Consider the following 20024-nt stretch of genomic DNA (forward strand, 5'->3'; position numbering starts at 1 on the left):
CGCCATGTCCTTTCCTCGTCCCGACCGCCGCACCTTCGCCATCATTTCGCACCCGGACGCCGGCAAGACCACGCTGACCGAGAAATTGCTCGTCGCGGGCGGCGCGATCCATATGGCGGGTGAAGTCAAGGCGCGCGGGCAAGCGCGGCGTGCGCGCTCCGACTGGATGAAGATCGAGCAGCAGCGCGGCATTTCGGTAACCTCGTCGGTCATGACCTTCGAGCATCGGGGGCTCGTCTTCAACCTGCTCGACACGCCGGGGCACGAGGATTTCAGCGAGGACACCTATCGCACGCTGACCGCGGTCGACAGCGCCGTGATGGTGATCGACGCCGCCAAGGGTATCGAGCCGCAGACGCTCAAGCTGTTCGAAGTGTGCCGTCTGCGTTCGGTGCCGATCATCACCTTCGTCAACAAGGTCGACCGCGAAGGCCAGACCCCGTTCGAACTGCTCGACGAGGTCGCCGACCGGCTCGCGCTCGACGTCTGCCCGATGAATTGGCCGGCCGGCATGGGCGGGACGTTCGAGGGGCTTTACGACCTCGTCGACCCCGCGCTGATGCTCCCCGACAAGGCGGACCCCTCGCGCCTCTATGCAGGGGAACGCGTGCCAGTGGCGGGGCTCGACGACCCCGCACTCGCCGCGAGGCTGTCGGCCGATGCGCTGGCGTTGCTGCGCGAGGAAACCGAGCTCGCGTCGGCCTGCTATGCGCCCTTCGATGCTGCCGCATACCGCAACGGCGATCTGACGCCGGTCTATTTCGGCTCGGCGCTCAAGGAATTCGGCGTTGTCGACCTGCTCGCCGCGCTCACCGCCCACGCGCCGGGACCGCAGCCGCAGCCCGCCGAGCCGGCGCCGGTGCGGCCCGACGATGAGGCCGTGACCGGCTTCGTCTTCAAGGTGCAGGCGAACATGAACCCCGCGCACCGCGACCGAATCGCCTTCATGCGGCTCTGCTCGGGCAAGTTCGAGCGCGGCATGCGGCTGACCCAGGGCGGCACGGGCAAGGCGATCGCGATCAGCCGCCCGATGTTGTTCCTGGCGCAGGACCGCGAGATGGCGGAGGAAGCGTGGCCCGGCGATATCATCGGCATCCCGAACCACGGCACGCTGCGCGTCGGCGATACGTTGTCCGAACGAACCGACGTGACGATCACCGGCCTTCCCAACTTCGCCCCCGAGATCCTCCGCCGCGTCGCGCTCGTCGATCCAACCAAGACCAAGCAGCTCCGCAAGGCGCTCGACGACATGGCCGAGGAGGGGATCATCCAGGTCTTCTATCCCGAGATCGGCGCGAACATGATCGTCGGCGTTGTCGGCCAGCTCCAGCTCGACGTGCTCATCAGCCGGCTCGAGGCCGAATATAAGGTCGAGGCGAAGCTCGAGGCGTCGCCCTGGGACACGGCGCGCTGGATCGCGAGCGAGGACGCCGCGGCGCTCAAGGCCTTCCAGGCCGACCATCGCGGCGCGGCGGCGACCGACCGCGACGGCGCCCCGGTCTTCATGGCGAAGGACGCATGGGAAGTCGGCTACGTGACTCAGCGCCACCCCGCGATCCGCTTCACCGCGACCAAGGAACGACGGTTCGCGGCGGCAAGCTGAAATCCACCGTCATTGCTTCGCTACGCTCCTTGCAATGACGGGCTATAGCAGGCTCAGCAGATCGGCCGGCCCCGCCGCGTCGTCCTTCCCATCGTCTTCCCCCTCGAACTTGCTCAGCGTCACCCCCAGCAGCCTGATGCCCTGTTCGACGGGCAGCAGCGGCGCGAGGATCGCCTCGCCCACCGCGAGCAAGCCCGCGCCGTCGAGGATCGGCGCGGGGACAGACCGTGCCCGCGTAATCGTCCGGAAATCGGCGTAGCGCAGCTTCAGCGTCACCGTCCGTCCGCGCGCGTGGCGCTTGGCGGCGCGATCCCAGACGACGGTGCAGACATGCGCGAGTGCCTCGCGTATCTCGATGTCGGCAATCAGATCGTTGAAGAAGGTCCGCTCGCCGCCGAGCGATTTCAGGGGCCGGTTCGACTTGACGCGTCGATGGTCGATCCCGCGCGCCAGATTGTGAAGCCATTCGGCGCTGTTACCGAAATGCGCCGCCAGCCACGCCATCTCCTGCGCCGCCAGGTCGGCCCCCGAGAAGATGCCAAGCCCTTCCATCTTCGCCGCCGTCACCGGGCCGATGCCGTGGAACCGCCGGATCGACAGCGTCTGGACGAAGGCGGCGCCCTTGCCCGGCGGGATGACCGTCAGCCCGTCGGGCTTGTTCTGGTCCGACGCCAGCTTGGCGATGAACTTGTTGTAGGACACGCCGGCCGAGGCGGTGAGGCCGGTTTCCTCGCGGATGCGGCGGCGGATCAGCCGCGCAGTCGCGGTCGCGCTGCCGAGTTCCGCGCGGTCGCGGCTGACGTCGAGATAGGCCTCGTCGAGCGACAGCGGCTCGACCTCGTCGGCATAGTCGCGGAAAATGGCGCGGATCTGGTGCGATATGTCGCGATAGACGTCGAAGCGCGGCGGCACGAAGACCAGATCGGGGCACTGCCGCTTCGCGGTGACGCTCGGCATCGCCGACCGCACCCCGAACTTGCGCGCCTCATAGGAGGCCGCGGCGACGACCCCGCGCCGCGACGATCCGCCGACCGCCACCGGCCGCCCGCGTAGTGCGGGGTCATCGCGCTGCTCGACCGAGGCATAGAAGGCGTCCATATCGACATGGATGATCTTGCGGACCGGCGCGTCCGCATCCTCCCGATCGCTGGCATCCGTCTTGTCCACCGGTGCGACCTATCATGTTGCCACGATGTTCTCAATCGCGGCGCGGCGTTTCACTTGACGCTGGCGCCTCAAAATGGCAATCGCCGCCAGCCTTGGAGACGCGGGTATAGCATAGTGGTAATGCTCTAGCCTTCCAAGCTAGCTAGGCGGGTTCGATTCCCGCTACCCGCTCCAGAGGCTCTTCCGAGGACGTCCGGCAACGTCCAGAAAACGGCTGATTTCTCCCACTTTTTGTGCTATCACCGTCCGTGTTGATACGGGCGTATTTCGTCGCACCCCGACAATTTGGGGGTATATTTGATGGTATGTCCGAGGCAGTCATGGAAGAGATACCATCATGCTGACGGCGGTAGCGATCAAGGCGGCGAAGGGCCGCGATAAGCCATACAAGCTGGGTGATTCGGGCGGGCTATATCTTCTTGTGACCCCTGCGGGGCGACGATGTTGGCGGATGAACTACCGCTTTCTTGGAAAGCAAAAGACCCTGTCCTTTGGCGCTTGGCCCGATGTTGGCCTTGCCGGAGCCAGAGCCAAGCGCGACGAAGCTCGGCAATTGCTGGCCACCGGGCGCGATCCAGCCGAGCAGGCCAGGCTCGAAAAGGCGGCAGCGAGCATCGCGGCGGCAAACACATTCAAAGCCGTCGCAGAGGAATGGCTGGCCAAGGTCACGAAGGAAGGCCTCTCGCCGGCCACGCTCAAGAAGAACCGCTGGCTGCTGGACTTTTCTTACCAGTTTATCGGGCATCGGCCGATTGCAGAGATCAAGCCGTTCGAATTGCTGACCCTGCTTCGCAAATATGAAACGAAGGGAAAGCACGAAACCGCTCTTCGCCTGCGAAGCATATGCGGTCAGGTTTTCCGCTATGCGATCGCCACTGTTCGAGCGGATCGCGATGTCGCCGCCGATTTGCGCGGGGCACTGATTACGCCGAAGGTGACGCATCGCGCCGCCATTACCACACCAGCAGAGGTTGGCGCGTTGCTCCGAGCGATAGAGAGCTATGAGGGCCATCCGTCCACGCTGATTGCGCTGCGCCTCCTGTCTCATGTTTTTGTTCGCCCCGGCGAACTCCGCCATGCCGAATGGAGAGAGTTTGATCTCGACAAAGCGGTGTGGACGATCCCCGAGAGCAAAATGAAGATGCGCCGGGCGCACAAGATTCCGCTTTCCCGGCAGGCTTTGGAAATCATCGCCATGCTGGAATATGATGCCAGCCCGAGTCCGTATCTTTTTCCGTCGCTACGCTCGGCCAGTCGCCCGATGTCGGAAAACACCATCAACGGCGCGCTCCGTCGTCTCGGTTACGCGAAAGATGAAATGACCGGGCATGGCTTTCGCGCGATGGCGAGCACCCTGCTCAACGAAATGGGGCGCTGGAATCCCGATGCGATCGAAAGGCAACTCGCCCATGCCGAAGGCAACGCGGTGCGTCGCGCCTATGCCAGGGGCGAATATTGGGACGAGCGCGTCCAGATGATGCAATTCTGGTCGGATGAACTCGATCGTTTGCGGGAGAACGTAGAGTCCGCAAAGAATGTGGAGCCCGAGAAACTAGCCGTGGGTGCAAGGCGTTTGGGCGGACCGCTCGTCAGTCTGGATAGGTCCAACGATCCACGGCTGCAATGGATTCGATCACGCTCTTCGGGTGCAAAAGCGGATCGTGACGGTCGATCGCAACCTCCGCCCAGTTGAGCCATCGCGCGATGGTCTTGCCCTCGATCACCATTCCCATGTCGAGGTCGGCCTCACGCATGGCCGCAACGAAGCGTCGCAGCAGCGACGTTTCACGCCATGCTGCGGCATGTTCGGCGAGCTGCCGGAAGCGATTTTTATCCAAGCGTCGCTGCGCTTCCCGTTCGCTTTGCTGCTTCATCCTCATTTCAGAACGGCGGCTGCGTTCCTCCCGCGCTTCGCGTTCGGCAGCGAGAGCGGGGAGCGCCAAGATCATGGTCGCGACGATGTCGCTGGCAAATTGTTCCATGCGATAGGTTGAACCCTCGCACCACTTGCGGCGGAAGCCTGAAGGCATCCAACTTGTCATCTCGAATATGAGATTGCCCGTCGCTTCGAGATCGCGACGAACGACGTCATCCCCTTTGGGTCGAATGTCCCAGGAATCGGGCATCCTTGACGTCTTGATCCGCTTCATTCGGTAGCGAAGCTGAAACACGATTGCATCACAGCCCGAACGTGCGGTCAGTTCGCCGCGCTCATTGCGGCTTACCGCCACTCCATGCGCCTCGAGATTCTGGCAAATAGCATTGAGAACGCAAAAAAGGCGCCGATCAGCATCGTTGAAGGGCGTTATCTTCTCCCACGCGCGGGTGCCGCAGTCATAATATTCCCTGCCGGCGCGTATATCCGCTTTTCGGCAAGCGATACGCTCGGCGATGACCGGGTGCGGATGAAACAGTCGCTCAGAAATCCGAACCGGCGGAATCTTTGCCTTGTGCCGATCGACCTGCGATTTGGGCGTCGCGGGAGGGGCCAACAAGTCCGATATGCGAAAAACGATCGCATCCACGCCTCGATTTCCGGATGGGAGCGGCGGTCTTGCACCAACCTGCTTGCTGAATGCGAGCTTGTTCCAATGGCCCCGGAGCGGCCGCGGAATCGCCTCTCGCTTGCACAGGCTGGCAAGCTGTTGGTCGGTAATCCCAAATTCTTCTGCAAGACGTGTCATCGGCTTCTGCCAGACGAGATCGTAAAGTTCTTGCCGCGTTATCGTCGCCTCATCGTTCATGGCCTCGCATTCTCCTACTCCTTCCAACGATGCGCGGCGGTGCATTTTTTGTTTGGTTTCGGGCTTGGATGATTGGGATGTAGATTGTCAGCACCCAATAAATTTGAACAAAATTTACGGGAAATCCTCCGTCGTGCATCGTTGGGGTGAACGGGAGCGAAAAAGTCGAATGACGTGAACCGGGAGAAGCGCGCGCAAATCATCGCCTGGGTGGGGCGGGAAATCCTGCCGCACGAAGCGGACGTGCGCGCCTGGCTTCTCCGCACGCTCGATCCCGACGACCTGGAAGACGTGATACAGGAAACCTATTGCCAGATCGCGGGCCTGAAAGGCGTGAGCCATATCGCCAGCGGTCGCGCTTATTTCTTCACTGCCGCGCGCAGCATCGTTCTCATGCGATTGCGCCGCGCGCGTGTCGTCAGCATTGAATCGGTTACGGAGATCGAGAACACAGGCATCGCAATGGACGAGCCGACGCCCGAGCGGGTTGTTGCCGCCCGGCGCGAACTGGAAAGGGTGCAGCGTCTTATCGCGGAACTGCCCGACCGCTGCCGAAGGATTTTCGAGCTTCGCAAGGTCGATGGACTGTCGCAGCGCGAGGTTGCCGAGCAGCTTGGCGTTACGGAATTTGTGATCGGGAATGAGGTTGCCAAGGGCATGAAGCTGATATTGCAGTCGATAGCCGATGGCGATCGCAAGACCGCGCGAGCAATGGCAAGAATGGGATATGATGAGCGAGCGCGAAACAGCACAAGCGATCAATGATCGCGCGGCCGAGTGGGTCGCCCGCATGGACCGCGAGGGCCATGACCCTGCCGTGCGCGCCGAGCTCAAGGCGTGGCTCGCGGGTGATGATCGCCGTCGCGGCGCTTATTTCCGTGCCAAGGTCGCATGGAACATGCTCGACCGCGCGAGCGTCCTTCGCGCCGGACAGCCGCCAGCTTACGAGGTGGCCACCGCTGGCGGCGGCTGGTTTTCAAGGCGACGTGTCATATTGGGCGGCGGTGCCGCCGCTGCCGCCGCCGCATTGGTGGTCGGCCTTCCGCGCATGGATTTCTTCGCTGCGCCGGATGAGCAAATCCAGACGGCGATAGGAGAAATCCGGCGCGTGCCGCTAAGCGACGGCTCGCTTGCCGCCGTGAACACGCAAACCGCGCTCGACGTGACCATGAAGCCGAAGCTGCGCCAGATCGCGCTCAAGGGCGGCGAGGCGTGGTTTCAGGTCGCCAAGGATCGGGCGCGGCCATTCGTCGTCGAAATCGGCGACGTGCGGGTTCGCGCGGTCGGCACGGCCTTTTCCGTCAGGCGGGAAGCGAACGGCGTCGATGTGCAAGTGACCGAAGGCGTCGTCGAGGTGTGGCGTGTCGGGGACGAAGCCAATATTCGCCGCGTCGAGGCCGGGACACGCGCCTTCATTGCACCCGACAAAGCTGTAGTGTCCATTGCCGCTGCCAGCGAGGAAATCGACAATGCGCTGGCATGGCGCACCGGTCAGCTCGTGTTCGACGGGGACACGGTTGCCGAGGCGGTGGCCGAGTTCAACCGCTACAATGTCCGCAAGATCGAGCTTTCCGATGCGGGGCTCGGGCAAAAAAAGATGATCGGCCGCTTTCGCACCAATGAACCCGACGCCTTCGCGCACGCCGTTGAGATACTGACGGATTCTCGCGCCGTTGTCACAGCCGACCGGATCATCCTGTCGTCGGATTGACGGATTTTTTCAGAAAAAATTACAAAAAAGTTTCGCTCAAGCATCGTTGTCCATGTGAGCCCGAATGATCGGGCCGGATTACATGGGGGAGGATATTATGCGGTATCGCGATCTTCGTGGCGCGCTCGCGTCTTCGGCGGCAATTTGTGCGGTGGCGGTTGCGACGCCCGCGATGGCCCAGACCAAGAGCTTCAATGTCCCGGCGCAATCGGCCGCGACCGGCATCCCGGCGCTTGCCGAACAAGCCGACATTCAGATACTCGTCAGCGAAGACGCCGTGCGCGGCAAGAGCATCCGCGCGATCAAGGGTTCGATGACCGTCGATCAGGCTGTGCGCCGCGCGGCGGCCGATGCCGGCCTGCGCATCGTGTCGAGCGATGGACGCACCTGGACGCTGGCATCCGCAACCTCGGCCGATGCGGGAAACGCCGCAACGCCCGCCGCCGATGACGGCTATCGCGGCGAGGAAATCGTCGTCACTGCGCAGAAGCGTGTGGAGTCAGCGCAAGACGTGCCGATCGCCATTACTGCGCTGTCGCAGAAGAATTTGGAAGAACAAAAAATCGAGGGCGGCCCCGATATCATGCGCGCCGTGCCGAACCTGACGTTCAGCAAGTCCAATTTCACCGGCTACAACATTTCAATTCGTGGCATTGGCACTAAGGCGATTTCCGCCACCAGCGATCCAGGCGTGGCGGTCGCCTTCAACAACTCGGGTCTCATCCATAATCGATTTTTCGAACAGGAATTCTTCGACATGGAGCGGCTGGAGGTGCTGCGCGGTCCGCAGGGCACACTCTATGGGCGCAATGCGACCGGCGGCGTTATCAACCTGATTACGGCTAAGCCAAAGCTGAATATGTTCGAGGGTAGTATCAAAGGCGAGGTGGGCAACTACAACAGCCGCCGCATGACCGGCATGCTCAACATTCCGATTGTCCCTGATGCCTTCGGGCTTCGCATCGCCGGTTCGATGACCGATCGCGACGGCTATGACTACAACTCCGTCACTAAGAATCGGATCAATGGTCGCGATCTCTACTCGCTGCGCGCCACCTTGGGATTCGAAAACGATTGGTTGCGCGGCAGTTTGATTTGGGAGAGATTCAGGGAAAGTGATAATCGCTCTCGTACAGGCAAGCAGCTTTGCCATCGTGACGACAGTCCCGATATGATCGGATCCACTCCTACAAGAGTAGAAAATTCCGCATATCCATCATATAATGAGATAAGAGCAGCGATCCTTAGCACAGGTTGCACGCCCGGCAGTCTCTACGAAGATGCGGCTTATGGAACGCCGAATGGCCTTGCGCTTCCTTTCATTGCAGGAGCTTTCGAGGCGAATCGAGCATATTTTTTGGGTTCCGGAAGCGGCGACAATTTCCCAACGCTTCTTAATGGTGTCGATCCCTATGGCGGAATGATGCAGTCGCGTAATTTGCGCGAAGTCGCATCGTTCCGAGACCCGGTCTATCGGACGAAATCTGACGTTTTGCAGTTTAATATCGATATAGGTCTTTCTGATGATATATCTATTTCATCTCAGACAGCAATTAACTGGGATGATGTTTACAGTTTTCAGGACTACAATAGATTCAATACATTCCCTATATTTAATGATACGTCTGGGTTCGTGGACTTCAGGGGAAACCCCAGTATCTGGAGAAATCTTGCTCCCGGAGGAGTGTTTTGTGACCCGCAGATTGGATGCTCTGATCGCTTGGGATTATTCGATATTTCCTCGGCCGATTCAAAGCAGCTTTCCCAGGAAATCAGGTTGCAGTCGTCCTTTGACGGTAATATTAATTTAAGCATTGGTGGGAACTATACGAAATTTAACACCCAAAACGACTATTATGTTATGTCTAATATATTTACAGCTATAGCGATGATGCCGCCGTTTAATTCATCTGGAAATCAAACTCAGTGCAGTACACCTATTAATGGTATCACGGATATTATTAACTCTATTTGCCCATACATTGACCCTAACCCGGTTGAAAATATAAATGGCATGGGTCACAATTATTTTAGAAGCTCTAATCCATATAAATTGGAAAGCTATGCAGTTTTTGGAGAGCTTTATGTGAATTTGAGTGATACGCTCAAGCTTACGGCGGGCGGTAGGTACACTAAGGATAAAAAAACATTTACACCAGTTCCTAGTCAATTGCTTCTAGGTCCGGATGTTAACGGTGGCGGATATATCGGCACGGGATATCCTGCGAAGCCGGACATTAGGCTTAAGTGGGGTGAGTTGACTGGGCGCTTGGGCTTGGACTGGAAGCCGGATATTAGCTTCACAGATGACACCTTGTTGTATGCATTTTATAGTAGGGGATACAAAGCGGGAGGGATGAATCCTCCTTCTCCAGGATTTGCTACAGTGGAAGAGTTTAAGAATTCAGGATTTATTCCTGATTACCTCATCGAAGCCTATGAAATGCTTGGTTGGCTTCCAGGTCTAAAACTGACCGCAGTTAACTACGGGCCGACATTTGAGCCTGAATTTGTCAATGCTTTGGAGATCGGGTCGAAAAATACGCTGATGGGAGGTCGCTTGACTCTCAACGCGAGCGCTTTCTTTTATGATTACAAAAATTATCAGGTGTCTCAAATTCGTGACCGCACCGCTGTAAACGAGAATTTCGACGCCAAGGTTTGGGGTGCCGAACTCTCCGCGCGGTTCGAGCCGGTCGATCGGTTGCGGTTTAATGCCAATGCTGGTTGGCTCAAGACGCGGATTGGCAAGGGGCAGCGGTCGATCGACCCGATGAACCGTACACTGGGGAATCCGGATTACACGGTTGTAAAGCCCTGGTACCAACTTCCATCCAACTGCGTCGCTCCCACTCGGGTTGTGGAGGATTGGCTAAAGAGGACCGATGCAACCAACGCCTACTGGCAGATGTGCCGAGGTAAAGGCGGGATATTGGGCGGATACTTCCTTCGAGATCCAGCTACCGGAGAGTTCTATGATCCCGCGAATTATCCCGAGTTGAATGGCGGAGCAGGATTCTACACGGATCTTGAGGGTAAGGAACTCCCCAACTCGCCACATTGGACCGTCAATCTCGGTGCCGAATATACCATCCCGTTCGATGGTGATTGGAGCGCAACCATTCGCGGCGACGGTTACTGGCAGGCGAAGAGCTGGGCACGCGTGTACAACCTCGCTCCCTACGACCGGCTGCGCGACTGGACGAACTTCAACATCTCGCTCCGTGTCGATGGTCCCGACGACCTGTCGATCGAAGCCTATGTGAAGAACGTCTTCAATTCGTCGCCGATCACCGATGCCTTCCTGAACTCGGATGACTCGGGCCTGACGACCAACGTCTTCACGCTCGATCCTCGCATCATCGGGTTCAACATCGCCAAGAAATTCTGAGGTCTCCACCACTGGGGGATGAACCTTGGGCCGGTGTCTGTTTGCTCCCGAGCAAACATCGGCCCAGCTTTTCGCAGACCGATGGACCAGCGGGATGCTTTCACGCGCACTCTCTCTCCGAGAGAACTGGCCGCCGCCCGGTTCCTCCCCGGCGCCGCGCGGCGGCCCATTTCATCTGATCGCAGGAAGGAGACGATGATGACCGACAGGACGCAAACCCCGGCCGGTCACGTCATTGAAAAGCGCAACTGGAAATTCGGCCGCGACATGCTGCCGCGCCGCTGGTGGCACGGCGGCGACCCCGGCCGGACGGCCTTCTATAATGCCCTGTCCTCGACCTTCCCGGTCGGCGAGAAATTCTTCATGGCGGCGGTGCGCCATTATCGCGGCGACGTGCCCGAGGCGCTGCGCGAGCAGATCGATGATTTCATCTTTCAGGAATCAACCCATTCGCGCGAGCATATCTTCTTCAATCGGCAGGCGCGTGACGCAGGCTATGACATGGCCTCGTCCGAGGACCGCGCCGCCCGCACGATCGCCTGGGCGAAGCGTCGGCCGCCGATCATGCAGCTCGCGGCGACCTGCGCGCTCGAGCATTTCACCGCGCTGCTGGCGAACGCCGTGCTGTCCGATCCGGCGCACCTCGCCGGCGCGGACGTCGAGACGCAGCGCATGTGGCGCTGGCACGCGGTCGAAGAGATCGAGCATAAGGCGGTCGCCTATGACACCTGGCTTCACGCGATCCGCAACATGCCGCGCTGGATGAGCTGGTTGCTGCGTGTCCTCGCCATGCTGAGCGCGGCGATGCGCTTTCATTGGGTCGTGTTCCGCAATACCCGCGACCTGCTGCGGCAGGACGGGAAGAATGACCGCGCGACATGGCGGGCGCTGCTCGCCTTCCTCTACGATTATCCGGGCGCGATGCGCGGCCTCGCGCGCGGTATCCTCTTCTATCTCCGGCCCGGTTTCCATCCGTGGCAGCACGACGACCGCGCGCTGGCGCGGCGCGCCCTCGCGTCGCTGACGCCGCCCCTCATCACGCCTCTGCCGCGGTGATCGGGCTAATGCGGAAAGCCATATCTATCACGCTATTCTTTGCGGCCCTCTCGGGAGGGGGAGCGGCCACGGCTTCGCAGGGGAGCGGCGCCATCACCGGCACTTGGGCAACCGGCAGCCAAGGGGGGCGCGTCGAGATTTACCGTTGTGGTCCGTCCCTATGCGGAAAGATCGTCGATGCCGCTCCCCTGCGGGCCAACCCCGACCAGCGCGACGTGAACAACCCCGACCGCAAGCTACGCGAGCGGCGCTTGAAGGGCTTGATCGTGTTGAAGGGGTTCGGGGGAGGCCCTCGCGAATGGAAGGGCGGCCCGGTCTATGATCCCGAGACGGGTGATGGCGCGGCCAAGGGCTATCTGACGCTGCGTGCCGACGGAAAGCTGGAGGTGAAGGGTTGCAAGGCGGTCCTATTCTGCCGAACAAAAGTCTGGACGCACTTGCCCTGACTTTCGCGACGACATTTCTTGGCGAGATCCAAAAGGCCGACGATTTGCACGCCGTCGAAAGCGTCGTCCAGTCCGCCGCGCACGAAATGGGTTTCCGCCATTATGCGATGATCCATCACGACGATCACCGCACCGGCTCGCCCGGCCTCATCAACATGAACAACTATCCGCCAGCCTATGCCGCGGAATATTTTGGGCGTCTCTATCATCGCGACGATCCGGTCATTCATGCCTGCATCGCGCGCGATACCTGCTTTACCTGGTGCCAGATGGCGGAGTTCATGGAGCTTAGCCCGCGGCACCGGGCCTTTCTCGAACGGGGAGAATATCATGGCATCAGCAACGGCATCACCGTTCCCGCCTTCGTGCTGGGCGAGCGCAGCGGTTCTTGCAACTTCTGCTCGCCCCGCGTGCCGGGATGCGTCCGGCGCCATATCGCGGACGCCCATACGATCGGCGGTTTCGCGTTCCAGAAAGCGCGGCACATCATGAACGGCGGCCGTCTGCGGCAAGTCCGCGCAGGGCGGCTGATGCCGCGCTGGCGCGAGTGCGTCGTCCTTGCCGGGCAGGGCAAGAGCAACACCGACATTGCGACGATCCTCGGATTGAAACCGGCGACGATCAAATTCTACATCGAGTTGGCTTGCGCCCGCTACGAGGTTCACAACCGAACCCAGCTCGTTCTAGCCGCCGTCCTCGACGGCGAAATCGGCATCCACGAAATAGCACCCCGACAATACGGCTACTTGGCTGTATAATATTTACGGTCCGGCTTCGCTTTCCTCGCGTGACCACACGCAAGGGAGCGAAAACCATGATCCATATCGTCGAAGGGCTCGGCACCCCGGCCGACCAGCCACTGCTCGAATCCATGTTCGAGGACCGCAAACGGCTGTTCATCGACCTGCTCGACTGGGATTTGACCGTCGTTGACGACCGGCTTGAGGTCGATCGCTTCGACGACGCCTATGCCACCTATATCATCGCCGCCGATCGCGCTGGCCGCCATCTGGCGTCGATGCGGTTGCTGCCTTCGACGCGGCCGCATCTGCTCGGCACGCTGTTCGAGCGGCTTTGCACGAACGGCGTTCCAGTCGGGCCGGACATTTTCGAGATCACCCGGCTTTGCCTGCCGCCGAATATGCTGCGGCCCGAACGGCTGCGGCTTCGCGACGGGCTTATCCGTGCGATGGTCGATCATGCGCTGGATCGGGGCATTACCCGCTTTACCGGCGTCGTCACCGCGCGCTTCCGCGAACAGATCCTCGCTATGGGCTGGCACGGCGAGGCGCTGGGCCCGGGGCAGGATTTGGGCGGCGGTCGTCTCGGCGCCTTCGCCGTGACGATCGAGGCAGCGACGCCCGCCCATCTCGAAGCCCACGGTCTCTATGCGCTCCCCGCCTTGTCGGAGGGAACGACCGCGACGGGGTCGGCGGCATGACCGGGCCTTTCTCCCCCGATAGCGCGCCCGTCAGGCTCGACCGCGACGGCTTTTGCGTCATCCGCAATCTGGTCCCGGCCCATCAGATCGACGCGATAGATTCGTCGCTCGACTATGATTTCGCGGCGACGTCCTATTGCGTCGGCGACTTCTTCGGCGAGCGGACCAAACGTTTCGGGCGGTTGCTCACCCGCGCCCCGGCGACCCGCGCGCTGGTGATGAACGACGCCATTCTTCCGCTGGTCGAAAGCATTCTGTCGCCGAACTGCGACCGCATCGCGCTCAATCTCACGCAAGCCGTCGAAATTCACCCCGGCGCGCTCGCCCAATATGCGCACCGCGACCATGACCTATGGCCCGCGATCAAGGGCGGGCATCAGTTTCAGGTCAATGTCATGTGGCCGCTGTCGCCCTTCACGGCGGAGAACGGTGCGACCCGGTTTTGGCCGGGCAGTCACCGGCTCAGCTACGATAGCGATGCGAGCGAGAGCGCGGCCGTCGCCGCGACCTGCGAACCCGGCGACGCGCTGGTCTGGCTCGGCGGAACGCTGCATGGCGCGGGCGCCAATGTCAGCGATGATCTTAGACGCGGGATCATCGTCAGCTATTGTCTTGGCTGGCTCAAGCCCTTCGAGCTGCAATGGCTGGTCTATCCGCCTGAGGTCGCGCGGCACTTCGACCCCGATCTTGCCGCGCTGGTCGGCTACGCCCAGCATCGTCCCAATCTCGGCAATGTCGAAGGACGCTGCCCCTCCTATCTGCTCGCGGGCGATAGGCCCGATCATGTCGCGGCCGTCGATGCGTTGCGGCCCGATCAGGCCGACGCCCTTCGCACCTATGTCCAGACGCAGCGCGGCGACGGGTAGCGGTCATGCCGGCGATCGAGACGCGCGCGGTCTTGCCACCTGGAAGCTGGCGCGATGCCGGCCTCTATGCGGCGCTCGCCGCCACCGGCGAGCGCGGCCTCGCATGGGAATTACTGCGCCGCTATCCCGACTATCCCGGCGGCGCCGATGAGGGCGATGGCCCGCTGACCGCCGCCGATGCCGCGTTCACCGCGCGTTGGGGGCTGCACTTTCGCCGAGGAGCCGAGCCGCTCCGCGTCCACCGCACGCTTGCTATGGTCGGCCGCCTTCGATCCGTCGGTGCTGCGCTCCCAAACCGCGCGGCGCGTGGCGCGCACTGATGCTGGGACTTCGCTCGTAGCGTCTCTGGCGGTCGCCAATAACGGACAGCTTCATGTTGTCATCGGCGGCGTCCATCATGGCGTTCGCGTTGATATTGTTGCCGCGCGCCCTGCGGCGCTGCCGCTCGATCGGCTGATATTCCCCTTTACCGTCGCGGTCGCGCCGAAGCAGCTTGTCGAGTTTCGGCGTCTGATCGCCTTCTTCCACGGTCGGCCGCTCACTGAGTACGTCGACACGGCACGTCTAAATCGCATCGTGCTGGCTCTGCGCGTTATAGATGCTTTGGGAGAAGGCGCCTCGCTGCGAACCATCGGTGACGAGTTCGTCCGTGCAGGTGACTGGCCTGGCGCTGGCGATTCTACAAAATCACGCGCACGGCGACTTGTTTCGACAGCGCGAACAATATGGGCCGAAGGTCCCCGATCAATATTGTCGCGGCTATCCGTGTGAGCGGCCCGGTAGCCAGGTCATCCAGTCTTCAGAAGATCCGCTGCGGAGAGTCCCAGTGCCTTAGCCACCTGATCGACGACATCGATTGTGGCCGAATACCGACACCGTTCAAGTGAACTGACATAGGTACGGTCGATCCCAGCCCGATGAGCAAGTTCTTCCTGCGACCAGTTCCTCACGGCTCGGGCCTCTTTCAAATTTCGAGCAAGAACGTCGCGTATCGACATGGTCGACAACTCTCGTGCTTGCTGAGTATTTCACCACGGAGTATACACTGAAATAGATGGCGGATGGACGCGTTTGGCAGAACAGGAAAGTGGTGTGACGGCACGCCGATCATACATTTCGCGAGCTGGCATAATCGGAAGGGCGCCACAGGAGACGACGCTGACCATGACCGCGTACATATGTTGACGTACGATTTCGTTATAGGCGCTAAGAGGAACGGGACGGTTTTATGAGCGCGCGCGCTTTGCCACCGGTATCTGCCGCACAGGGATCAGCCCCGAGATTTCTTCATGCCTTCGGCGGCGATCTTGAGGCCATCGACGTTCAGGGCTTTCGCGGCGTCGAGAAACTCCACCATGTCGAGCCGCCGTTCGCCTACTTCATAGCGCGAGACATATTGCTGCGGCTTGCCGAGCCGAGCCGCGACCGCTTCCTGGCTAAGCCCCTGGTCCTTGCGCTCGCGGACGAGCTGATCGACCATCCAGCGATAGCGATTGTCGTGAATCCCCCGTGCCACACGCCCTCACATCGAAATGATGTGAAAGACCGTGGAGCGCGGTTGCGGTTACACCAACTTGATGTAAAATAATGGCGATGTCGTTCACTGAACAGAAACAGGCCGAACCGATCGAGGCACATGGTTATGGATTATCTCAGTCGTTGTAGAGTTGGAATTTGTGCGCAGGCGCCGGACGTGCCTGCCATGACCGACTACGACCGCACTCATATACTGACCTATGCGCGACTGCTCGACGCCGAGCGCGATGATTATGACTGGACCGATGTGGCAATGGAGGTGCTTGACCTCGACGTCGCGGCCGATCCCTGCGGCGCAAAGAGCTGCTGGCAATCCCACCTCGACCGCGCCCATTGGTTCGTCGATGGCGGCTTTGCGGCATAGGCGCCGATCCCAGTACGATAGAAGCGGCCCGAGAAGGGCAGCGCCCCGATATAGTTGATCTTCCGCAAGGGTGTCGGAATCCGCCGATATCGATTCCGACACGTCCGCGACTATGAGCCGCGCTCCACACTCCGCCTTTCGCCGTCATGGCGCGAAGGAGCGAGAGATAGAATGGAGAGCGACGACAGCATCGAGCGGGCGAAGGAGGCTAGGCGCGGCTCTCCCTTTCTAAGTCCCAAACAGGCCGCCCATTATCTCGGCGTCTCGTTGCGCACCTTGCAAGTGCATCGCACCAACGGCACCGGGCCGCGCTTTTTCCGGCCCTGCCGGCGCGTCCGATACCATATCGACGACCTTGACGCCTGGTCGCTCGAACAGGCGGGAGCGTATGGCCGTGACTGATCCGGCACCGGCCAAGCGGTGGCGGCGCGCGCCGTGGATTGTCGGCTGCGCTGGCCTCGCGGCGGCGCTCGCCGCGACGCTGTTCGCGCCGCCGCGCCCGCGCCTCCTATGGAACGCCAGCGCCAGCGCGCCTGTGGGCCTCTATGGCGTCGGCGAGGTCGCGCCGCTCGCGCGCGGCGACATGGTGATCGCGCGCCTGCCGGTCGAGTTCCGGTTGTTCGCGGCGCGGCGGCATTATCTGCCCGCCAATGTCCCGCTGGTGAAGCGCGTTGCCGCTGTGCCAGGCGATGAGGTCTGCGCCGCTGGCGCGCGCGTGATGGTCAACGGGCGGCTGGTCGCACGACGGCTCGACCGCGACGGCGCCGGGCGGCCAATGCCGTGGTGGTCGGGATGCACCGAGTTGGGGACGGGCGAGGTTTTCCTGTTGATGACCGATAGCCGCGCGTCGTTCGACGGGCGCTATTTCGGCGTGAGCGAGGCCGGCGATATTGTCGGCAAGGCACGGCTGATATGGCGGCGGTGAAGATCGCGCTCGCCGCGCTCGCGCTGCTCGCGGCTTCGCCCGCCGAAGCGCAGTCGGTCGATCGCTGGCGCCCCTATATCGCCGAGGCATCGGCGCGCTACGGCGTCCCGGTCGCATGGATCGAGCGCGTCATGCGCGCCGAAAGCGGCGGACGCACGACGCTGGACGGGCGCCCGATCGTCAGTCGCGCCGGGGCGATGGGCCTCATGCAGCTCATGCCGGGGACATGGGCGGACATGCGCGCGCGGCTCGGCTTGGGGACCGATCCGCACGCGCCCCGCGACAACATCCTAGCGGGAACCTATTATCTGCGGCTCATGTATGACCGCTTCGGTTATCCCGGCCTGTTCGGAGCCTACAACGCGGGGCCGGCGCGCTATTCGGCCTGGCTCGCGGGGCGGTCGGACCTACCCGGCGAGACGCGCGCTTATATGGTGAGCGTCGCAGGTCGACGCGGATCGTCGGTTGCGGCGCCGCCCGTGGCCCTGTTTGCCGCTCGATCGCGACCGATCGCCGAAGCGGAAGCGCGCGAAGCGTCGCCGCCAATCTTTTTCATTCGCCGCTAAACGGCGATAATTCGCGCGCGCTTGGCAATCGGAAGCGGCCCCATCGCGCGCCGCACCATCGGCCCGTCGCGTTCCTCTTGCGTTATTGTTCTCTCTATGTTCTCATTTGGCAATGAAGCAGATAGACACGAATCGAATCGCCGAAACCATCCTCGCCGCGCCGGGTTGGGCGCGCGTCGGCATCACGGCGCCGGCGCCTCATATCCGGTCCGATGCCGCTCAGGAGTTGGCGCGTGCGGTCGTTGCGGCGATCGAGAAACATGACCTTGGTGCGACGTCCGCAGACCAACCAGCGCTGCCACTATAAGCAGCGGCTTGCTGGCCAGCCTGCCATGCGGAGGCTGGCCGTCTCTTGAAGGAATTCTCTGCAGCGATGCCAAGGCGAGACATATAATTTGGGCAAAGATCGCTATATATATATAATTGTAATTAAATAATAATACATGAACGTCTTTGCCGCCATAATGACATCTTCTGCCAATTGACAATATGATAAGAAGCTTTCCCTATTCGGGCTGTCGCAGAACGATCGCGTCGTCGCGGTTGAGGGGGAGTGAGTTCATGAAAATCTTGATTTCTATCGGCGCGGCCGCTGCGCTTGCCGCCGTACCGGCGATCGCGCAGTCGACCGGCGATGCGCCCGCCGGGATCCAGCCCGCGCCGCGTACGATCACCTTGCCGGTCAACACGTTGGTCCAAGTGACGCCGGCCAATGAAATCACCTCCAAGAAGATGAAGGAAGGGACCACGCGCGAATTTCTCGTCGTCAATGATGTCGAATATCAAGGCGTCGTCGTCATTCCTCGCGGTTCGCCGGTCGAGGCCCAAGTGACATGGCGGACGGGCAAAGGAATCGTTGGAAAATCAGCGAAATTCGAGCTGTCCTTCGATTGGGTTCGCGTTGGTCAGGCGAATTACAAGCTGCGCGGAATGCACCGGCAGGAGGGCCGCGGCAACACCGCGGGCGCGCTGCTTGGGGCTGCGATCATTACCGGTAAATCGGCAACCATGGTTCCGGGCCAGATTGTGAATGTCTTCACTGCAGAACCAATCATGACCACAAAATATCAATGATCGCGCTCCTTCTCGCCTCGATCGTTCCCGCGGGCCAGTCCTTCAACTGCACCCCGACAGCGGTGTGGGATGGTGACGGCCCGATCTGGTGCGCCGAAGGGCCGCATATCAGGCTGTCAGGGATTGCCGCGCGTGAAATGGACGGCTCGTGCAGCCCCGGCCATCCATGCCCCGCCGCCGACGCGGTGGCGGCGCGCGATCACCTGGTGACGCTCGTGGGAACGCGCCAAGGCATTTTGAGAACGGGCCATGTCAAGGTGGCCGGGCCAACGATGCGCTGTCGGTCTGCCGGCGGCGCCGGCGGCAATCGTACCGCGGCCTTCTGCGTGTCGCCCAAATCGGGCGATTTGTCCTGCGCCATGGTCCGCGATGGCTTTGCCGCGCGCTGGGATCGCTATTGGCAAGGACATCGGTGCGAATGAGTGCCCGCGCGAAAGATTGTGTCATTGGGCTGATTGCCACAATCTGCGCTGCCTGGGTGCTTGGAAACATCGCTTATGCGCTCTGGATCCGGATCTTCGCCTGAATCGATTTATCAATCTCGTCATGGCATTCTTTCGTAATGGGACGACGAAGGCAGGATAATTTTGGACTGATCGCACTCGTCGCGATCATTGCCTTCGCATTTGGCAAATGCTCGGGTGACAAAGAACGACCGTCGACAAGCTACGCTGAACCAGCGACCTTATTCTCCGATACGCCGACCATCTCACACAGCCCCAGCCGCGCGCATGGCGGGAGTGCTTTTGCGAACTGCTCGGAAGCGCGCGCGGCAGGCGCAGCCCCCGTGTACATAGGTGAGCCGGGCTATGCACCTCGCCTCGATCGCGACGGCGATGGCGTGGGGTGCGAATGATGACGCCTGAGCAGGAACTTTGGGCTTGCGCCCTTCATATCGAGCGTCAGCATGGAGAAAATGCATCGGGCTTCATTGCGGAACGGATTCAGGCACTGACGCTTGCCGCTGATAAAGCTGGGGTAGAACGCTGGCAGGCGATCGCCGACAAACTCGATCAGATCACGCAGACGCCCTCGCGCCCGCCGCAATGATCGCAGAGCAGCGCCCCGTCGCCCTCGCAGCGTCACCTGGTGCGTAACGAACGGCCGATCGGCAAAGGCGCTCGATCCGACTGT

The 20024-nt window shown here is 61.2% G+C and carries 25 protein-coding genes and 1 tRNA gene; 22 read left to right on the forward strand and 4 right to left on the reverse strand.

Features of this window, described 5'->3' with window-relative positions; translation table 11 throughout:
- Nucleotides 1-4: 4 nt before the first annotated feature.
- Nucleotides 5-1603, forward strand: a complete 1599-nt coding sequence (locus FHR21_RS18710) for a peptide chain release factor 3 (protein ID WP_184101119.1) — start codon at nt 5-7, stop codon at nt 1601-1603.
- 42 nt (nt 1604-1645) lie between these two features.
- Here the strand turns inward: FHR21_RS18710 and dinB are convergent, their stop codons facing one another.
- On the reverse strand, nt 1646-2770 hold the full coding sequence (dinB, locus tag FHR21_RS18715; protein WP_184101121.1) for a DNA polymerase IV: 1125 nt from the start codon (nt 2768-2770) through the stop codon (nt 1646-1648).
- A 100-nt stretch (nt 2771-2870) separates the two neighbouring features.
- Here dinB and FHR21_RS18720 point away from each other — a divergent pair.
- Nucleotides 2871-2944 (forward strand) — tRNA-Gly (locus FHR21_RS18720).
- A gap of 160 nt (nt 2945-3104) precedes the next feature.
- Nucleotides 3105-4463 carry a phage integrase central domain-containing protein gene (locus tag FHR21_RS18725; RefSeq protein WP_184101190.1) on the forward strand — a complete coding sequence of 453 codons (1359 nt, stop codon included), beginning with the start codon at nt 3105-3107 and terminating at the stop codon, nt 4461-4463.
- On the opposite strand, the gene FHR21_RS18730 is transcribed toward FHR21_RS18725, so the two are convergent.
- Complete coding sequence (locus FHR21_RS18730; protein WP_184101123.1) at nt 4360-5514, reverse strand: hypothetical protein; 1155 nt, start codon at nt 5512-5514, stop codon at nt 4360-4362. The two genes, FHR21_RS18725 and FHR21_RS18730, sit on opposite strands and share 104 nt — an antisense overlap.
- A gap of 174 nt (nt 5515-5688) precedes the next feature.
- Between FHR21_RS18730 and FHR21_RS18735 the strand changes: the two genes are divergently transcribed.
- The 10 genes from FHR21_RS18735 (at nt 5689) to FHR21_RS18780 (ending at nt 15196) form a co-directional block, all read left to right on the forward strand.
- Nucleotides 5689-6279 (forward strand): RNA polymerase sigma factor, encoded by a 591-nt coding sequence (locus tag FHR21_RS18735; RefSeq protein WP_338113219.1) that lies wholly within the window; start codon nt 5689-5691, stop codon nt 6277-6279.
- Nucleotides 6245-7225 (forward strand): FecR family protein, encoded by a 981-nt coding sequence (locus FHR21_RS18740; RefSeq protein ID WP_184101125.1) that lies wholly within the window; start codon nt 6245-6247, stop codon nt 7223-7225. The genes FHR21_RS18735 and FHR21_RS18740 overlap by 35 nt, the downstream gene beginning before the upstream one ends.
- A 64-nt stretch (nt 7226-7289) precedes the next feature.
- Nucleotides 7290-10616: a TonB-dependent receptor gene (locus tag FHR21_RS18745; RefSeq protein ID WP_246427332.1), complete on the forward strand. Its 3327-nt coding sequence runs from the start codon at nt 7290-7292 to the stop codon at nt 10614-10616.
- Between the two features lie 198 nt (nt 10617-10814).
- Nucleotides 10815-11672 carry a metal-dependent hydrolase gene (locus FHR21_RS18750; protein ID WP_184101127.1) on the forward strand — a complete coding sequence of 286 codons (858 nt, stop codon included), beginning with the start codon at nt 10815-10817 and terminating at the stop codon, nt 11670-11672.
- An 8-nt stretch (nt 11673-11680) separates the two neighbouring features.
- Entirely contained in the window at nt 11681-12118 is a 438-nt protein-coding gene (locus FHR21_RS18755; protein ID WP_184101129.1) for a DUF2147 domain-containing protein, read from the forward strand.
- Nucleotides 12119-12162: 44 nt separating this feature from the next.
- Nucleotides 12163-12876 carry a LuxR family transcriptional regulator gene (locus FHR21_RS18760; RefSeq protein WP_184101131.1) on the forward strand — a complete coding sequence of 238 codons (714 nt, stop codon included), beginning with the start codon at nt 12163-12165 and terminating at the stop codon, nt 12874-12876.
- A 56-nt stretch (nt 12877-12932) separates the two neighbouring features.
- Nucleotides 12933-13559 carry an acyl-homoserine-lactone synthase gene (locus FHR21_RS18765; protein WP_184101133.1) on the forward strand — a complete coding sequence of 209 codons (627 nt, stop codon included), beginning with the start codon at nt 12933-12935 and terminating at the stop codon, nt 13557-13559.
- Nucleotides 13556-14425, forward strand: coding sequence for a phytanoyl-CoA dioxygenase family protein (locus tag FHR21_RS18770; protein WP_184101135.1), 870 nt, complete (start codon nt 13556-13558; stop codon nt 14423-14425). Before FHR21_RS18765 ends, FHR21_RS18770 begins: the two co-directional genes overlap by 4 nt.
- Nucleotides 14426-14430: 5 nt before the next feature.
- Nucleotides 14431-14745 (forward strand): transcriptional regulator domain-containing protein, encoded by a 315-nt coding sequence (locus tag FHR21_RS18775; RefSeq protein ID WP_184101137.1) that lies wholly within the window; start codon nt 14431-14433, stop codon nt 14743-14745.
- Nucleotides 14705-15196 carry a DNA -binding domain-containing protein gene (locus tag FHR21_RS18780; RefSeq protein ID WP_184101139.1) on the forward strand — a complete coding sequence of 164 codons (492 nt, stop codon included), beginning with the start codon at nt 14705-14707 and terminating at the stop codon, nt 15194-15196. The genes FHR21_RS18775 and FHR21_RS18780 overlap by 41 nt, the downstream gene beginning before the upstream one ends.
- A 17-nt stretch (nt 15197-15213) precedes the next feature.
- On the opposite strand, the gene FHR21_RS18785 is transcribed toward FHR21_RS18780, so the two are convergent.
- Entirely contained in the window at nt 15214-15423 is a 210-nt protein-coding gene (locus tag FHR21_RS18785; protein WP_184101140.1) for a helix-turn-helix domain-containing protein, read from the reverse strand.
- Nucleotides 15424-15695: 272 nt separating this feature from the next.
- Nucleotides 15696-15905, reverse strand: coding sequence for a helix-turn-helix domain-containing protein (locus FHR21_RS18790; RefSeq protein ID WP_184101141.1), 210 nt, complete (start codon nt 15903-15905; stop codon nt 15696-15698).
- 222 nt (nt 15906-16127) lie between these two features.
- On the opposite strand from FHR21_RS18790, the gene FHR21_RS18795 reads away from it, so the two are divergent.
- From FHR21_RS18795 to FHR21_RS18835, 9 genes are all read left to right on the forward strand, one after another.
- The gene (locus FHR21_RS18795; RefSeq protein WP_221235261.1) at nt 16128-16325 is read left to right on the forward strand and encodes a DUF2285 domain-containing protein; all 198 of its coding nucleotides are present in this window, start codon (nt 16128-16130) and stop codon (nt 16323-16325) included.
- Between the two features lie 171 nt (nt 16326-16496).
- A complete protein-coding gene (locus FHR21_RS18800) occupies nt 16497-16727 on the forward strand; it encodes a helix-turn-helix transcriptional regulator (RefSeq protein WP_184101143.1) in 231 nt (76 codons plus the stop codon).
- Nucleotides 16714-17250, forward strand: a complete 537-nt coding sequence (locus FHR21_RS18805) for a S26 family signal peptidase (RefSeq protein ID WP_184101144.1) — start codon at nt 16714-16716, stop codon at nt 17248-17250. The genes FHR21_RS18800 and FHR21_RS18805 overlap by 14 nt, the downstream gene beginning before the upstream one ends.
- Nucleotides 17238-17816, forward strand: coding sequence for a lytic transglycosylase domain-containing protein (locus FHR21_RS18810; protein ID WP_184101145.1), 579 nt, complete (start codon nt 17238-17240; stop codon nt 17814-17816). Before FHR21_RS18805 ends, FHR21_RS18810 begins: the two co-directional genes overlap by 13 nt.
- Nucleotides 17817-17928: 112 nt before the next feature.
- A complete protein-coding gene (locus FHR21_RS18815) occupies nt 17929-18123 on the forward strand; it encodes a DUF6771 family protein (protein ID WP_184101146.1) in 195 nt (64 codons plus the stop codon).
- A 254-nt stretch (nt 18124-18377) separates the two neighbouring features.
- Entirely contained in the window at nt 18378-18890 is a 513-nt protein-coding gene (locus FHR21_RS18820; protein ID WP_184101148.1) for a hypothetical protein, read from the forward strand.
- Nucleotides 18887-19312, forward strand: a complete 426-nt coding sequence (locus FHR21_RS18825; RefSeq protein WP_184101149.1) for a thermonuclease family protein — start codon at nt 18887-18889, stop codon at nt 19310-19312. The genes FHR21_RS18820 and FHR21_RS18825 overlap by 4 nt, the downstream gene beginning before the upstream one ends.
- 140 nt (nt 19313-19452) lie before the next feature.
- The gene (locus FHR21_RS18830) at nt 19453-19746 is read left to right on the forward strand and encodes an excalibur calcium-binding domain-containing protein (protein ID WP_184101151.1); all 294 of its coding nucleotides are present in this window, start codon (nt 19453-19455) and stop codon (nt 19744-19746) included.
- The gene (locus tag FHR21_RS18835) at nt 19743-19940 is read left to right on the forward strand and encodes a DUF6961 family protein (protein WP_246427334.1); all 198 of its coding nucleotides are present in this window, start codon (nt 19743-19745) and stop codon (nt 19938-19940) included. Before FHR21_RS18830 ends, FHR21_RS18835 begins: the two co-directional genes overlap by 4 nt.
- Nucleotides 19941-20024 lie beyond the last annotated feature (84 nt).

Source organism: Sphingopyxis panaciterrulae (genome assembly GCF_014199295.1).
GTDB classification, from domain to species: Bacteria; Pseudomonadota; Alphaproteobacteria; order Sphingomonadales; family Sphingomonadaceae; genus Sphingopyxis; species Sphingopyxis panaciterrulae.

Excerpts from the sequence above, each read along its gene's own strand:
- FHR21_RS18710 (WP_184101119.1), top strand. The coding sequence starts at position 5 with ATGTCCTTTCCTCGTCCCGACCGCCGCACCTTCGCCATCATTTCGCAC.
- FHR21_RS18730 (WP_184101123.1), bottom strand. The coding sequence starts at position 5,514 with ATGAACGATGAGGCGACGATAACGCGGCAAGAACTTTACGATCTCGTC.
- FHR21_RS18740 (WP_184101125.1), top strand. The coding sequence starts at position 6,245 with ATGAGCGAGCGCGAAACAGCACAAGCGATCAATGATCGCGCGGCCGAG.
- FHR21_RS18745 (WP_246427332.1), top strand. The coding sequence starts at position 7,290 with ATGATCGGGCCGGATTACATGGGGGAGGATATTATGCGGTATCGCGAT.
- FHR21_RS18750 (WP_184101127.1), top strand. The coding sequence starts at position 10,815 with ATGACCGACAGGACGCAAACCCCGGCCGGTCACGTCATTGAAAAGCGC.
- FHR21_RS18755 (WP_184101129.1), top strand. The coding sequence starts at position 11,681 with ATGCGGAAAGCCATATCTATCACGCTATTCTTTGCGGCCCTCTCGGGA.
- FHR21_RS18765 (WP_184101133.1), top strand. The coding sequence starts at position 12,933 with ATGATCCATATCGTCGAAGGGCTCGGCACCCCGGCCGACCAGCCACTG.
- FHR21_RS18770 (WP_184101135.1), top strand. The coding sequence starts at position 13,556 with ATGACCGGGCCTTTCTCCCCCGATAGCGCGCCCGTCAGGCTCGACCGC.
- FHR21_RS18775 (WP_184101137.1), top strand. The coding sequence starts at position 14,431 with ATGCCGGCGATCGAGACGCGCGCGGTCTTGCCACCTGGAAGCTGGCGC.
- FHR21_RS18785 (WP_184101140.1), bottom strand. The coding sequence starts at position 15,423 with ATGTCGATACGCGACGTTCTTGCTCGAAATTTGAAAGAGGCCCGAGCC.
- FHR21_RS18790 (WP_184101141.1), bottom strand. The coding sequence starts at position 15,905 with ATGGTCGATCAGCTCGTCCGCGAGCGCAAGGACCAGGGGCTTAGCCAG.
- FHR21_RS18795 (WP_221235261.1), top strand. The coding sequence starts at position 16,128 with ATGACCGACTACGACCGCACTCATATACTGACCTATGCGCGACTGCTC.
- FHR21_RS18800 (WP_184101143.1), top strand. The coding sequence starts at position 16,497 with ATGGAGAGCGACGACAGCATCGAGCGGGCGAAGGAGGCTAGGCGCGGC.
- FHR21_RS18805 (WP_184101144.1), top strand. The coding sequence starts at position 16,714 with ATGGCCGTGACTGATCCGGCACCGGCCAAGCGGTGGCGGCGCGCGCCG.
- FHR21_RS18810 (WP_184101145.1), top strand. The coding sequence starts at position 17,238 with ATGGCGGCGGTGAAGATCGCGCTCGCCGCGCTCGCGCTGCTCGCGGCT.
- FHR21_RS18815 (WP_184101146.1), top strand. The coding sequence starts at position 17,929 with ATGAAGCAGATAGACACGAATCGAATCGCCGAAACCATCCTCGCCGCG.
- FHR21_RS18820 (WP_184101148.1), top strand. The coding sequence starts at position 18,378 with ATGAAAATCTTGATTTCTATCGGCGCGGCCGCTGCGCTTGCCGCCGTA.
- FHR21_RS18825 (WP_184101149.1), top strand. The coding sequence starts at position 18,887 with ATGATCGCGCTCCTTCTCGCCTCGATCGTTCCCGCGGGCCAGTCCTTC.
- FHR21_RS18830 (WP_184101151.1), top strand. The coding sequence starts at position 19,453 with ATGGGACGACGAAGGCAGGATAATTTTGGACTGATCGCACTCGTCGCG.
- FHR21_RS18835 (WP_246427334.1), top strand. The coding sequence starts at position 19,743 with ATGATGACGCCTGAGCAGGAACTTTGGGCTTGCGCCCTTCATATCGAG.